This is a genomic window from Microbacterium sp. NPDC055683 (assembly GCF_053617895.1).
In genome coordinates this window covers 18,669-32,713 of sequence record NZ_JBSHGQ010000029.1, presented here as the reverse complement: position 1 = coordinate 32,713, position 14,045 = coordinate 18,669, and the positions used below count along the sequence as shown (strand labels likewise).

The 14,045-nt window shown below is 73.7% G+C and carries 14 protein-coding genes; 9 read left to right on the top strand and 5 right to left on the bottom strand.

All coding sequences use genetic code 11. The annotated features are described in order from the left end of the window. Positions 1-1,326, bottom strand: coding sequence for a cell division protein PerM (locus ACWGPF_RS11885; RefSeq protein ID WP_452333021.1), 1,326 nt, complete (start codon positions 1,324-1,326; stop codon positions 1-3). 61 nt (positions 1,327-1,387) lie between these two features. After that, positions 1,388-1,840: a nitroreductase family deazaflavin-dependent oxidoreductase gene (locus ACWGPF_RS11880; RefSeq protein ID WP_452333020.1), complete on the bottom strand. Its 453-nt coding sequence runs from the start codon at positions 1,838-1,840 to the stop codon at positions 1,388-1,390. Between the two features lie 133 nt (positions 1,841-1,973). On the opposite strand from ACWGPF_RS11880, the gene dhaK reads away from it, so the two are divergent. The 4 genes from dhaK to ligD are packed head-to-tail and all read left to right on the top strand — an operon-like array spanning position 1,974 to position 5,336. Then, the gene (dhaK, locus tag ACWGPF_RS11875) at positions 1,974-2,969 is read left to right on the top strand and encodes a dihydroxyacetone kinase subunit DhaK (protein ID WP_452333019.1); all 996 of its coding nucleotides are present in this window, start codon (positions 1,974-1,976) and stop codon (positions 2,967-2,969) included. Positions 2,970-2,971: 2 nt separating this feature from the next. Further along, positions 2,972-3,613: a dihydroxyacetone kinase subunit DhaL gene (gene dhaL / locus ACWGPF_RS11870; RefSeq protein WP_452333018.1), complete on the top strand. Its 642-nt coding sequence runs from the start codon at positions 2,972-2,974 to the stop codon at positions 3,611-3,613. After that, entirely contained in the window at positions 3,610-4,314 is a 705-nt protein-coding gene (locus tag ACWGPF_RS11865) for an HPr family phosphocarrier protein (protein WP_452333017.1), read from the top strand. The genes dhaL and ACWGPF_RS11865 overlap by 4 nt, the downstream gene beginning before the upstream one ends. After that, positions 4,314-5,336 carry a non-homologous end-joining DNA ligase gene (ligD, locus tag ACWGPF_RS11860; protein WP_452333016.1) on the top strand — a complete coding sequence of 341 codons (1,023 nt, stop codon included), beginning with the start codon at positions 4,314-4,316 and terminating at the stop codon, positions 5,334-5,336. Before ACWGPF_RS11865 ends, ligD begins: the two co-directional genes overlap by 1 nt. 117 nt (positions 5,337-5,453) lie before the next feature. On the opposite strand, the gene sucD is transcribed toward ligD, so the two are convergent. The 3 genes from sucD to ACWGPF_RS11845 form a co-directional block, all read right to left on the bottom strand. Continuing rightward, positions 5,454-6,356 (bottom strand): succinate--CoA ligase subunit alpha, encoded by a 903-nt coding sequence (gene sucD, locus ACWGPF_RS11855; protein WP_345441704.1) that lies wholly within the window; start codon positions 6,354-6,356, stop codon positions 5,454-5,456. 21 nt (positions 6,357-6,377) lie between these two features. Further along, a complete protein-coding gene (gene sucC / locus ACWGPF_RS11850; protein ID WP_452333015.1) occupies positions 6,378-7,544 on the bottom strand; it encodes an ADP-forming succinate--CoA ligase subunit beta in 1,167 nt (388 codons plus the stop codon). Between the two features lie 187 nt (positions 7,545-7,731). Beyond that, positions 7,732-7,884, bottom strand: coding sequence for a hypothetical protein (locus ACWGPF_RS11845; RefSeq protein ID WP_345441698.1), 153 nt, complete (start codon positions 7,882-7,884; stop codon positions 7,732-7,734). A gap of 70 nt (positions 7,885-7,954) precedes the next feature. On the opposite strand from ACWGPF_RS11845, the gene ACWGPF_RS11840 reads away from it, so the two are divergent. The 5 genes from ACWGPF_RS11840 to bcp all read left to right on the top strand — a co-directional run bounded on the left by ACWGPF_RS11840 (position 7,955) and on the right by bcp (position 13,980). Beyond that, positions 7,955-9,184, top strand: coding sequence for an acyl-CoA dehydrogenase family protein (locus ACWGPF_RS11840; RefSeq protein ID WP_452333014.1), 1,230 nt, complete (start codon positions 7,955-7,957; stop codon positions 9,182-9,184). Between the two features lie 37 nt (positions 9,185-9,221). After that, entirely contained in the window at positions 9,222-10,679 is a 1,458-nt protein-coding gene (locus tag ACWGPF_RS11835) for a phytoene desaturase family protein (RefSeq protein WP_452333013.1), read from the top strand. A 77-nt stretch (positions 10,680-10,756) separates the two neighbouring features. Further along, positions 10,757-12,232: an SLC13 family permease gene (locus ACWGPF_RS11830; protein WP_452333012.1), complete on the top strand. Its 1,476-nt coding sequence runs from the start codon at positions 10,757-10,759 to the stop codon at positions 12,230-12,232. A 40-nt stretch (positions 12,233-12,272) separates the two neighbouring features. After that, on the top strand, positions 12,273-13,460 hold the full coding sequence (locus ACWGPF_RS11825; protein WP_452333011.1) for a glycerate kinase family protein: 1,188 nt from the start codon (positions 12,273-12,275) through the stop codon (positions 13,458-13,460). A gap of 49 nt (positions 13,461-13,509) precedes the next feature. Continuing rightward, a complete protein-coding gene (gene bcp, locus ACWGPF_RS11820) occupies positions 13,510-13,980 on the top strand; it encodes a thioredoxin-dependent thiol peroxidase (protein ID WP_452333010.1) in 471 nt (156 codons plus the stop codon). Positions 13,981-14,045: the final 65 nt, after the last annotated feature.

The window sequence follows — 14,045 nt, the reverse complement described above, 5'->3', positions numbered from 1 at the left end:
CTAGTCTAGCGGCGCGCCGCTCAGCCCCCTGTCCGCCGCATCGCGCTCCGCCGCGTCCGGCTCCGCCTCATCCCCCGCCGCCGCGCGCGAGCGCGGCGCGAGCAGGAGGATGGCCGCGCCCACGAGCACCTCGAGGCCCACGGCGAGCGCGACGGGGCCGGGATCCGCGCCCACGGCGGCCAGGCGGCCCGGCCCCATCGACCCGGATGTGACGACGGCGACGAGCGCGGCGGCCGCGCCCGACAGCGCGGCGATCGCGAGGGCGAGGACGAGCCGCGGCGAGACCGGCTCGCGCGGCGCCTCGTTCGCGTACTCGGGCTGCTCGGGAGGGTCGATCCGCCACTCCGCGACGAGGAGCGACCGCGCGAGCCATCCCGCCGCCGCGCCCGCGGCGACGGGCGCGAGCAGCACGAGGAGGAGCCAGGGCGACCCCTGCTCGGGGAGCAGCCCCAGCGCGGGGATGCCGGGGACGACACCGAGCTGCGTGCCGGCGGGCGACACGGCCGTTCCCGCGCCGATCGCGAATCCGGGCCCCGCGACCCACGCGAGGGCCCATCCGATCAGCGTGGGCACGTATGCGAGCTGCGCGAGCGCGATGGCCGTCGCCCCCAGCGCGTCGGCCTGCGCGCGTTCGAAGAGGGCGACGACCTCGTCGGCCCGGAGCACCGCCGACACGACGACGGCGATCGCCGAAGCGCCGACGGCCCCCGTCACCGCGACCGCGGCCCCGCGCACGGCGAGCGACGGCACTTCCCGCCACTTCGAGGGCCACGCGTCCACGCGCGCCCGCACGGCGTCGACGAGGCCGCCGTCGCCCTCCGCCCATCCCTCGGCCCAGGCCCCGGCGACGGCCCCCGCCCCGTAGACGGCGACGGGCAGCACGACGGCCTGCCAGGTCTCGGCCGTGACGACGGCGGTCGCGGAGGTGAGCTGCACGGCGGCGGCGACGGCGGCGGTCGCCGCGATCCCGGCGAGCACCCCCGTGGCGCCTGCTCCGCTGCGCACCGCGCGGCGTCCGGATCGTGCCGCGAAGAGGACGGAGAACACGGCGAACGCGAGGGGCGCGAGCGAGAGGCCGAACGTGCCGCCGTCGTCGGGCAGGCCGAGCGCGACGATCGCGTCGTCGTCGAGGGCGACGGACAGCGGGACGAGATTGCCCAGCTGCCAGATGCGGGCGGCTGCGGGCCACAGGGCCGACCAGTCGGCGCCGGTCCCCAGCGTCAGCGCCCAGAGCAGGGTGAGGGGCGCCAGGGCGACCGCGAGACCGGCGAGCGCCGCCACGAGGGCATCGAACGCGGCGAGCAGGGCGATGAGGATCCGGTGCATGGCGCATCGACCCTACCCGCGCGCGGTGCGAGTTCCCCGGCCCCGCGCCGCTGTCGGCCGGTTACGCCTCGAACGGCTCCAGCACGAACACGGCGATGCGGCGCGACGTCTTCTCCTGGTACTCGGCGTACGGCGGGTAGGCGGCGACGGCGCGGTCCCACCACTGGGCGTACTCGTCGGAGTCGACGTCGAGCTCGCGGGCGAGGTAGTCGCGGCGGTCCGCCCCGTCCTGCAGCTCGACGTGCGGGTTCGCGACGACGTTGTGGTACCAGACGGGAGGCTTCGGGGCGCCGCCCTTCGAGGCGACGACGGCGTAGCGGCCCTCGTTCTCGACGCGCATGAGCGCGGTCTTGTACAGCTTCCCGCTCTGCGCGCCCTTGTTCGTGAGGACGATGATGGGCCAGTCCGTCCCGGGGAGGACAGCGGCCTCCGTCCCGCCGGAGGACTCGAAGGCCTCCGCCTGCTCGCGGGCCCATTGCGACGTGCTCGGTGCGTACTCTCCCTGAAGCGGCATGGCACGAGCCTACGACGCGGCGGAGGGCAGGGGGCGCTCGCCGTGCACATCCGGCCGCGCCCCTTGACACTCCTGCGCGGGCCTGCCGATAGTGAGGCGTACGGGCGGGGCATCGATCGCAAGGGGGCACCCCATGAAGAAACTCATCGGCGAGGTCGCGGCGGTCGTGCCCGACGCGCTCGCGGGGATGGCGGCGGCCCATCCGTCGCTGCGGATCGACGCGGATCACCGCGTGGTGCTCCGCGCGGCGCAGAAGGAGCCGGGGCGGGTGGCGCTCGTCTCGGGCGGAGGCTCCGGCCACGAGCCCCTCCACGGCGGGTACGTCGGCTTCGGGATGCTCGACGCCGCGGTCGCCGGCGAGGTGTTCACCTCGCCCACGCCGGAACCGATCCTCGCGGCGACGACGGCGGCCGATGCGGGCGGCGGCGTCCTCCACATCGTCAAGAACTACACGGGCGACGTCATGAACTTCGAGATGGCCGCCGAGCTCGCCGAGGCGTCGGGCACGCGCGTGGCCTCCGTCCTCGTCCACGACGATGTCGCGGTCGAGGACTCGACGTACACGGCCGGCCGTCGCGGCGTGGGGCTCACGGTGCTGCTGGAGAAGATCGCGGGCGCCGCGGCGGAGGAGGGCCGTCCGCTCGACGAGGTCGTCCGCATCGCCGAGAAGGTCTCGGCATCGGGACGCTCGATGGGGATGGCCCTCACGAGCGGCACCGTGCCGGCGGCGGGCCGCCCCACGTTCGAGATCGGCGACGACGAGATAGAGATCGGCATCGGCATCCACGGCGAGCCAGGCCGGCACCGCGTTCCGCTGGCCCCCGCGCGCGAGATCGCGCGGATGCTCGTCGATCCCGTTCTCGCCGACCGCGACTTCCGCTCTGGGCCGGTCATCGCGATGCTGAACGGCATGGGCGGCTCGCCGCTGATCGAGTTGTACCTCATGTACGGCGAGGTCGCCGCGCTCCTCGAGCGGGCGGGTGTGGTCGTCGCCCGGACGCTCGTGGGCGACTACATCACGTCGCTCGACATGGCGGGGTGCTCGCTCACGCTGCTCGCCGCCGACGACGAGCTGCTCTCGCTGTGGGATGCGCCCGTCGAGACGCCGGCGCTGCGGTGGGGGCGTTGAGGATGGCCGTGGACCTCGACGCTCTCGTCCGCTGGGTGGAGCTGTTCCGCGATCGCGTCGTCGCCGACGAGGAGCGCCTGACCGCCCTCGACTCCGCCATCGGCGACGCCGATCACGGGGCGAACATGGCGCGCGGGACGACTGCCGCGACGGAACGCCTGGCGGCCGCGCCGCCCGCCACAGCGGAGGCGTTCGGCACCACGACGGGGATGGCGCTGGTGTCGACCGTGGGCGGCGCGAGCGGCCCCCTCTACGGCACGTTCTTCCTGCGCTTCGGCGCCGCGGCGGGGCAGGTCGCGACCCTCGACGGCGCGGCGTTCGCCGCCGCGCTGCGGGCGGGACTCGACGGCGTCGTCGCCCGCGGCAAGGCGGAGCCCGGAGACAAGACGATGGTCGACGCGCTCACCCCCGCCGTCGCCGCCTTCGAGACCGCATCCGATGACGTGCCGGCGGCGAGCAGGGCTGCCGCCGACGCCGCGCGCGAGGCGAGCGCCGCCACCGCCCCGCTCATCGCGCGCAAGGGCCGCGCGAGCTACCTCGGCGAACGGAGCGCGGGCCACGTCGATCCGGGATCGGAGTCGACGGCGCTGCTGTTCGCCGCCCTCGATGACGCGGTCGGCCGGGGCGCGGAGGAGACGTCGTGATCTCGTTCGTCGTCGTCTCCCACAGTGTCGCGCTCGCCGAGGCCGCCGTCGCGCTCGCGGCGGAGATGGCGCAAGGAGCCCCGCTCGAGCTCCGTGTCGCCGCGGGGACGGCCGGCGGCGCGACGGGCACGGACGCCGCGCTCATCGCGGCCGCGATCGACGAGGTCTCCTCCCCCGACGGCACCCTCGTCTTCACCGACCTGGGCTCGGCCATCCTCTCGTCGGAGCTCGCGCTCGACCTCGCCGCCCCACGCGGAGAGGTGCGGCTCGCCGCCGCCCCGCTCGTCGAGGGGCTCGTCGCCGCCTTGGCCCGCGCGGCTGCCGGCGGCACGCTGCTCGAGGTCGAGCGGGAGGCGCGGCGGGCGCTCGACGCCAAGCTGCGGCACCTCGGCGCCGATGCGGACGAGCCGGAACCCGCCGCCTCGGCACCCGGCCGCTCGGAGTCGTTCGCGCTGACGAACGAGATCGGCCTGCACGCGCGGCCGGCGGCGGCGCTCGCGAGCGCGCTCCGCGATGTCGACGCCGTCGTGCGCATCGGGACGGCGACGCGCCCCGCGGTGGACGGACGCAGCCTCGTCGGGCTCATGGCGCTCGGGGCGCGCAAGGGCGATGTCATCGACGTGACCGCGGAGGGCCCTGACGCGGACCGCGCCATCGACGTCGTGCGCGCGCTCGTCGAGTCGGGCTTCGGGGAGGCGTGATGGCGTCGCCCCGCATCCCGCTCACGGTCACGGGGCCGCACGGCCCGCGCGAGATCAGCCTGTCGAGCCCCGACCGCGTGCTGTGGCCCGAGGTCGGCGTGACGAAGCGCGAGCTCGCGGAGTACCTCATCGCCGTGTCGGGGCCGTTCCTCGCCCACAACGGGAACCGTCCCGTGTCGCTGGAGCGGTTCTCCGACTCCGTCGAGGGCGAGAGCTTCTTCTCCAAGAACCCGCCCAAGGGCGCTCCCGACTACGTGGAGGCGGTGACCGTGACGTACAACAGCGGGCGCCGCCATCCGCAGCTCGTCCTCACGGAGCCCGCCGCGATCGTCTGGGCCACGCAGATGAACACCGTCGTCTTCCATCCGTGGGCGTCGCTCGCGTCCGACGCCGACCATCCCGTGGAGCTGCGGATCGACCTCGACCCGCAGCCGGGGACGGGGTTCCCGGACGCCGCGCGCGCCGCGCACGGCATGCGCGCCGTGCTCGATGAGGCGGGGCTGGCGTCGTGGATCAAGACGAGCGGCAACCGCGGCATCCACCTGTTCTGCCCCATCGAGCCGCGGTGGGAGTTCCTCGACGTGCGACACGCCGTCATCGCCGCCGCACGCGAGCTGGAGCGCCGGATGCCGTCGGAGGTCACCACGAGCTGGTGGAAGGAGGAGCGCGGAGCGCGCATCTTCGTCGACTTCAACCAGGCCAACCGCGACCGGACGATGGCCGGCGCCTACAGCCCCCGGCCGGTGGCGCAGGCGACGGTGTCGACGCCGATCACGTGGGACGAGCTCGACGGAGTCGACCCGCACGCGTTCACGGTGCGGTCGGTTCCGGAGCGCCTCGCCGCCGTCGGCGATCCCTGGGAGGGGTTCGCCGCCTCCCCGGCCCGGATCGACACGCTGCTGGAGTGGTGGGAGCGCGACCTCGCCGACGGGCTCGGCGAGCTGCCGTTCCCGCCCGATTTCCCGAAGATGCCGGGAGAGCCCCCGCGCGTGCAGCCTTCGCGCGCACGGAAGCCGGAGTAGGAGCCCCGGCCCCGGTCGCCCCGCGGGCGAAGCGGGACGACACGCCGCGAGCCGCCCCCGGGAACGGATCCCGGGGGCGGCTCGCGGCGTGCGGTCGCGGAAGCGACGCGCTGAGCGCTACAGCTGCTCGATGATCTCGCGCATGAGGGCGGCCGTCTCGCTCGGCGTCTTGCCGACCTTGACGCCGGCGGCCTCGAGGGCCTCCTTCTTGGCCTGCGCCGTGCCGGCGGAGCCCGACACGATGGCCCCCGCGTGACCCATCGTCTTGCCCTCGGGGGCCGTGAAGCCCGCGACGTAGCCGACGACGGGCTTCGTGACGTTCGCCTTGATGAAGTCGGCCGCGCGCTCCTCGGCGTCGCCGCCGATCTCGCCGATCATGACGATCGCCTTCGTCTCGGGGTCCGCCTCGAAGGCGGCGAGCGCGTCGATGTGCGTCGTGCCGATGATGGGGTCGCCGCCGATGCCGATGGCGGTCGAGAAGCCGAGGTCGCGCAGCTCGAACATCATCTGGTACGTCAGCGTGCCCGACTTCGACACCAGGCCGATGGGGCCCTTGCCCGTGATGTTCGCGGGCGTGATGCCGACGAGCGACTCGCCCGGCGTGATGATGCCGGGGCAGTTCGGGCCGATGATGCGGGTCTTGTTGCCCTTCTCGATCGCGTACGCCCACGCCTCGGCGGTGTCTCCGACGGGCACGCCCTCGGTGATGACGACGAGCAGGCCGATGCCGGCGTCGATGGCCTCGATCATGGCGGCCTTCGTGAAGGCGGGCGGCACGAACGCGATCGACACGTCGGCGCCCGTCTTCTCGATGGCCTCGGCGACGGAGCCGAAGACCGGCAGCTCGACCTCGCCGGCGCCGGGCTTCTCGTGCGTGACGGTGGTGCCGGCCTTGCGCGCGTTCACGCCGCCGACGATGTTCGTCCCGGCCTTGAGCATGAGGGCCGTGTGCTTCGTGCCCTCACCGCCCGTGATGCCCTGGACGATGACCTTGGAGTCCTTGTTGAGGTAGATCGACATGTCCCTGTGTCCTCTTCCGTCTCAGGCGTTCGCCAGCTCGGCGGCCTTGTCGGCGCCCTCGTCCATGCCCGCCGCGAGCGTGACGAGCGGGTGGTTCGCGGCCTGGAGGATGGCGCGGCCCTCCTCGACCTGGTTCCCGTCGAGACGCACGACGAGGGGCTTCGTGGCGTGGTCGCCGAGGATCTCGAGCGCCTTGACGATGCCCTCCGCGACGGCGACGCACGACGTGATGCCGCCGAAGACGTTGACGAAGACGCTCTTGACCTGCTCGTCGCCGAGGATGACGTCGAGGCCGTTGGCCATCACCTGCGCGTTCGCGCCGCCTCCGATGTCGAGGAAGTTGGCGGGCTTCACGCCGCCGTGGTTCTCGCCCGCGTAGGCGACGACGTCGAGCGTCGACATGACGAGGCCCGCGCCGTTGCCGATGATGCCGACCTGGCCGTCGAGCTTGACGTAGTTGAGACCCGACTCCTTGGCCTTCGCCTCGAGCGGGTCGGCCGCACCCTTGTCCTCGAGCTCCTCGTGCTCGGGGTGGCGCACCTCGCTGGCGTTGTCGTCGAGCGACACCTTGCCGTCGAGCGCGACGATGTCGCCGGCGCCCGTGAGCACGAGCGGGTTCACCTCGACGAGGGTCGCGCCCTCGCCCGTGTACACGGCGTAGAGCTTCACGAAGACGTCGGCGACCTTCTCGACGAGGTCCTCGTCCCATCCGCCGGCCCGGGCGATCTCGATCGCCTTGTCCTTGTCGATGCCGGTCAGCGGGTTCACCTCGACGCGCGCGAGCGCCTCGGGCTTCTCGACGGCGAGCTGCTCGATCTCCATGCCGCCCTCGACGCTCGCGAGCGACAGGTAGGAGCGGTTGGAGCGGTCGAGGAGGACCGAGAAGTAGAACTCGCGGGCGATGTCGGCGCCCTGCGCGACCATGACGCGCTGGACCACGTGGCCCTTGATGTCGAGGCCGAGGATGGCCTTGGCCGCCTCATAGGCCTCGTCGGGGGTCTTCGCGACCTTGACGCCGCCGGCCTTGCCGCGGCCTCCGGTCTTGACCTGGGCCTTGACCACCACGACGCCGCCGATCTTCTCGGCTGCCGCCTTCACCTCCTCGGGGGTGTCCGCGACGATGCCGGCGAGCACCGGCACCTCGTACTTCTCGAAAAGGTCTCGTGCCTGGTACTCGTACAGATCCACGTTGCATTCCTTCGATGGGGCCACGGGACAAGACGCGTGGAAACGTCTCGACGTCGAGATATCTCGACCGAGCCTCAAGCCTACTACCGTGCGGAGGTTCTCCCCTGCGCGCCCTCCCGGTCACCGGGCCCCGCAGACGCGAAGAGCGGCCCCGGTCTCCCGGGGCCGCTCGTCGAGGAGGCGGGTGCTACTTGGTCTTGAGGTGCATCGGCAGCGCCATCGCGAGGCACACGCACAGGATGCCCGCGACGAAGACCAGCGCCTGGAAGGCGGGCACCATGAACGCCACGCCGAAGAGCGCGATCCCGGCGAGGAAGAGAACCAAAGCGACGATGAACATCCCTGCTCCTTTTGAAGACTTCCTCCAGCTTAGGGGATGGCCGCCGCGGCGCCTGCCTACGATCGAGGCCATGGCAACGGAGCACCTCCCCGGCGAGCGGGTCTCGTCGTACGACATCGCGCAGGTTCTGGACACCGACTACTACGGGGTCTTCGCGGATGTGGAGGGAGCGGATCGCGACGCGTGGCAGCGGGCGCGGGAGGTCGGAGAGCGGCTCGCGCCGCGGATGGCCGCCGCCTGGGACCGCGCCGAGTACCCCGTCGAGGTGCTCGCCGATCTCGGCGCCGCAGGCCTTCTCGCCGACGGCGTCGACCATCCGGATGTGCCCGCGATGTCGCCGCTCGCGGCGGGCCTCGTCAACATGGAGACCTCGCGGCACGACGGCTCGCTCGGCACCGTCCTCGCGGTGCAGGGCGGTCTCGCGCTGCGCACCCTCGCGCTGTTCGGGAGCGCCGCGCAGCAGGAGCGCTGGCTCGGACCGCTGCTGCGCGGCGAGGTGCTGGGCGCCTTCGCGCTCACCGAGCCCGATCACGGCTCCGACTCGACGTCGCTCGAGACGACGGCACGCCGTCACGGCGACGGGTGGGTCCTCGACGGCGCGAAGAAGTGGATCGGCAACGGGGCCTCGGGCGGGATCACCTTCGTGTGGGCGCGCGTGGACGACACCGGCGACGCCGACCACGGGGCCGTGCGGTGCTTCCTCGTGGAGCAGGCGACGCCGGGCTACACGGGCACGGTCATCGAGGGCAAGATCGCACTGCGCGCCATCCACCAGGCCCACATCCGTCTCGAGGGCGTGCGGCTCCCGCTCGACGCCGTCCTCCCGGGAGCGCACTCGTTCCGCGACACGTCGCGCGTGCTGTTCGCCACGCGGTCGGGGGTGGCGTGGTCGGCCCTGGGGCATGCGACGGCGTGCTTCGAGGCGGCGCTCGCGTACAGCGGGCAGCGCGAGCAGTTCGGCCGTCCGCTCGCCCGCGCGCAGATGGTGCAGGAGCGGCTCGCGCAGATGCTCGCGCAGCTCACGTCGATGCAGCTGTACCTGCGGCGTCTCGCCGACCTCGAGGCGGCGGGGGCGATGCGCCCGACGCAGGCGTCGCTCGCGAAGTACCACTGCACGCGCACGGCGCGCGACATCGCGCGGACCGCGAGGGACATGCTCGGCGGGAACGGCATCCTCCTCGAGTACCGCGTCATGCAGCACCTCGCCGACATCGAGGCGATTCACACGTACGAGGGCACCGAGAGCGTGCAGGCGCTCCTCATCGGCCGCGATCTCACGGGGGTCGGCGCCTTCGTCTGACGGTTCCGCGGCGGCGCCCGTCTGGCAGGATGGCCGTATGGCGAGGCGGCGCGCGACGGTCATCGGCAGCGGTCCCAACGGGCTCGCGGCGGCGGTCGCCCTCGCACGCGCCGACTTCGACGTCGTCGTCGTCGAGGCGCACGAGGGCATCGGCGGCGGCGCGCGCACGGCGGAGCTGACGCTCCCCGGGTTCCGTCACGACGTCTGCTCCGCCGTGCATCCCGCCGCGTTCACGTCGCCGTTCTTCGCGGCGTTCGGCATGCGCGAGAAGGTCGGCTGGATCGTGCCGGACGCGTCGTACGCGCAGCCGCTCGACGGGGACCGCGCGGCTGTCGCGTGGCGCGACATCCGGCGGACCGCCGACGCCCTCGGGCCCGATGCGCGCGCGTGGAAGGCCGTGCTGCGCCCACTCGCACGGCGGATCGCGGGGGTGTCCGACTTCACGGGCAACCAGATGCTGAGGATCCCGAGGGATCCCATCGTCGCCGCGCGGTTCGGGCTGCGCGCGCTCGAGCTCGGCACGGCGCTCGGGCGCCGGACGTTCCGCACCGAGGAGGCGCAGGCGCTCCTCACGGGCGTCATGGCTCACCTCACCACGGTCATCCCCTCGGTCGGGGCCGCGGCGGGCGGTCTGCTGCTGGCGGCGCAGGCGCACGCCGACGGATGGGGGTTCCCCGTGGGAGGGGCGCAGGCCGTGCCCGACGCGCTCGCGGACGACCTGCGGGCGCACGGCGGCGTCATCGAGACGGGGCGGCGCATCGACGACCTCCGCGATCTCGACTGGGGCGATCCGGCGCGCGGCGACGTGCTCGTGCTCGCCACGGCGCCGCGCCTCGCGCTCACGCTGCCGGGCGTTCCCGAGCGCTGGGCACGCGCCATCCGGTCGTTCCGATACGGTCCGGGCGCCGCGAAGGTCGACTTCGCCCTCGACGGCCCCGTCCCGTGGGCGAACGAGGATGTGCGGCTGACGCCGACCGTGCATGTCGGCGGCACGCGCCCCGAGATGGAGGCGAGCGAGCGCGCGGTCGCGGAGGGCCGCATCTCGGAGCGCCCGTACGTGCTCACGGTGCAGCCGAGCGTGCTCGACCCGACCCGCGCACCGAAGGGCAAGCACGTGCTGTGGAGCTACATCCACGTGCCGAACGGCTCGACGTTCGACGCGACGGAGACGATCACACGCCAGATCGAGCGGTTCGCGCCCGGCTTCCGCGACCGGGTCCTCGCGTCGCATTCGGCGACGGCGACGGACCTCGAGGCGTACAACCCGTCCGCCGTGGGGGGCGACTTCGCGGGCGGGTCCGTCGCCGTCGACCAGCTGCTCGCGCGCCCCGTGCTGAGCCCCGCACCCTGGCGCACGCCGGTGCGCGGCGTGTACCTCGCCTCGCAGTCGACGCCTCCCGGCCCGGGGGTGCACGGGATGGCCGGATGGTTCGCCGCGCGCCTCGCGATCGCGGACGCGACGGGCGAGCGAGCCGAGCTCGAGGACCTGTTCTAAGAGCATCCCGCGCTCCGTAAGAGCGCGCTCACGCGGGCCTGGAGGGCGCCTTAGCGCGCGTCGGCAGGGTGGTCTCCATGTCCGCCGCAGCCCTCGCCGCCCCCGCCGGCACCGCCCCCTCCCGCCGGGACGCCCGCTCCCGCCGGATCGCCGCTCCCGCGCTCCGTGCCGCCGGTGTCGTCGCCGCGGCGATCGCCGCCTGGCTGGCGACGGACGGGTGGGACCACGACGGCCGCGCCGTCGCGGCGGTGTTCGGCGCTGCGACGGCGGGATGGCTGCTCACGCGGGTCGACGACACGGTCATCGCGATCGGCGCCGGTCTCGCCCTCGTGCTCGCGGGGGCGCTCCCCGCCGACGGGTTCCTCGCCGCTCTCGGAGACGACACCGTCTGGCTGCTCATCGGCTCGTGCGTGCTCGCGGCGGGCCTCACGTCGTCGGGTGTCGTGGAGCGCGCTGCCGCCGCTCTCATCGGCCGCGCACGATCCGTGCGCGCGCTGGCCCATCTGACGACGGCGGCGCTCGTGCTCACGGCCTTCGCCGTGCCGTCGACGAGCGGCCGCGCGGCGCTGGCCGTCCCCGTCTTCCGCGGGCTCGCCCAGCCCCTCGCGAGCAGGCGGCTGCAGGTCGGATTCTCGCTCCTCTTCCCCGCCGTCATCCTCCTCTCCGCCATGGCGTCGCTGCTCGGCGCCGGCGCGCACCTCATCGCGGCCGAGCTCATCCGCCTCACGACGGGCGACCGCGTCGACTTCCTGCTGTGGGCGGCGCTCGGCCTGCCCGTGGCTCTCGTGTCCTGCGCCGTCGCGACCGAGGTGATGCTCTTCGGCTTCCTCGAGCGCCGGGATCGCCGTGTCGACGTCACCGAGATCGCCCGTGCCCTCCGCGCGCGCCACCGGTCGTTGCACGGTGTGCGCCCCTCCGCCGCCGAGTGGCGCGCGCTCGCCGTGCTCGTCATCGTCATCGTGCTGTGGGCGACCGAGCCGCTGCACGGGCTGCCCGCGGCGATCGTGGCGATGGCGGGAGCCATTGCCGTGCTGCTGCCGGCTGTCGGCGTCGTCGCCCCCAAGCCCGCGTTCGCCGCCGTGCCCTGGTCGCTCCTGCTGTTCCTCGCCGCGACGCTCGCGCTCGGCTCCGCCCTCGTCTCGACCGGCGCGGCCGATCGCCTCGCCGACGCCGCGCTGGGGGCGCTGGGAGGCGGCACCCCGTTCGCCGCCCTCTTCGCGATCGTGCTCGTCTCGGCGGGAGCGCATCTCGTCGTGCCGTCGCGGTCGGCGCGCGCCACGGTGCTCCTGCCCGTCGTGCTCCCGCTCGCGGCGGCCGCCGGGCTGAACCCGACGTCGGCCGCTCTCGCCTCGACGGCGGCCGCCGGATTCTGCCTCACGCTGACGTCGTCGGCGAAGCCGGTCGCCCTGTTCTCCGACGTCGAGGGCGTCGCGTGCTTCGACCGTCGCGAACTGCTGGCCTTCGCACTCCTCGTGGCCCCGTTCGCCATCGCGACCGTGCTCGTCGCCGCGGTGTTCCTCTGGCCCCTGCTGGGCGTGCCCGCCGTCATCTGACCTCTCTCCCCCTCCCATCCGTTCCGAAGAAGGAGCCGTCATGTCCGCACCCCTCACCGTCCTCATCGCGCCCAGCGGCTTCAAGGAGTCACTCGGCTCCGACGAGGTCGCCGATGCCATCGCCGTCGGCGTCCGGCGCGTCGTCCCCGATGCCCGCATCCGCTGCCTCCCGCTCGTCGACGGCGGGGAGGGCACCGCGGCCGCGCTTGTCGCGGCGCTCGGCGGCGAGCTCGTCGAGCGCGAGGTCACCGGGCCCGTCGGCGCTCCCGTCGCCAGCCGCTTCGGCATCGTCGACGGCGGGGCGACGGCGGTCGTCGAGATGGCGGCGGCCGCGGGGCTGAGCCTCGTCCCGCGCGACCACCGCGATCCGACGCGCACGACGACGCGCGGCGTCGGCGAGCTCATCCGTGCCGCCCTCGACCGCGGATGCCGCCGCATCCTCGTCGGGTGCGGCGATTCCGGCACCTCCGACGGCGGAGCCGGGGCCCTCTCCGCTCTCGGCGCCCGTCTGCTGGATGCCGAGGGGCGCGACATCCCCGACGGCGCGCGAGGCCTCTCCCGGCTCGCCCGCATCGACACGGCGCAGCTCGATCCGCGACTCGCCGAGACCGAGATCGTCGTGGCGTGCAATCCGACGAACGTCCTGACGGGGCCGGCGGGGGTGGCGCGGGTGTTCGGGCCGCAGAAGGGTGCGAGCCCGCGCCAGGTCGAGCGGATGGCGAAGTGGCTGAAGCGCTGGGCGCGCACCCTCGAACGCGATGTCGCGGGAGGATCAGTCGATCTGCGACGGGCGCCGGGCACGGGGGCGTCGGGCGGCCTCGGCGCCGGGCTGGCCGCGATCGGCGCGACGCTCGTTCCGCGATTCGAGGTGATGCTCGAGTCGGTCGACCTCGATGGCGAGATCGCCGGGGCCGACCTCGTCATCACGGCGGAGGGGTCGATCGACGTGCAGACGCCCCACGGCAAGATCCCCGCCGAGGTCGCCGTGCGCGCGAAGCGGCACGGCAAGCCCGTGCTCGCGCTCGCCGGCACGATCGGCGTGCACGCCGAAGCGGTGTACGGGGCGGGGATCGACGCCATCCAGTGCGTGCTGCCATCGCCCGTCGCCCTTCCGGAGGCGTTCGCGCGGGGCGCCGAGTTCGTGACGGACGGCGCCGAGCGCGCGATGCGCACGGTGCTGCTCGGGGCCGCGCTCGGGCGGCGGGCGCCGTTGGCCGTCGCCGCATGAGGCCCGCCGGCGGCCGTCTCCCGACGGCCGCCGGTAGGGTGGATGGCCTATGACGACGCGCCTCGAACCCGGTACCGCAGCCCCCGACTTCACCCTCGCCGATCAGGATGGCGAGCGCGTTTCGCTCGCCGACCTGCGCGGGCGTCGGGTCGTGGTCTACTTCTATCCCGAGGCGCTCACCGTCGGCTGCGCGAAGCAGGCGTGCGACTTCCGCGACAGCCTGGGTTCGCTCGAGGGCGCCGGCTACACCGTGATCGGCATCTCGCGCGACGAGCCGGAGAAGCTGCGCCGGTTCCGTGAGCGCGACGGTCTGACGTTCACGCTGCTGAGCGACCCCGACCACGCCGTGCACGAGGCGTACGGCACGTGGGGTGAGAAGAACAGCTACGGACGCATCGTCGAGGGCGTCATCCGGTCGACGTTCGTGCTCGACGAGGACGGCGTCGTCGAGAAGGCGCTGTACAACGTCAAGGCGACGGGCCACGTCGCACGCCTGCGCCGCGAGCTCGGCATCGACTGACGCGGGCGGCGGGAGACCGGCACAGCGGCACCGTCGGGGATCGCCACCGCCTGGAACCGTCGGAG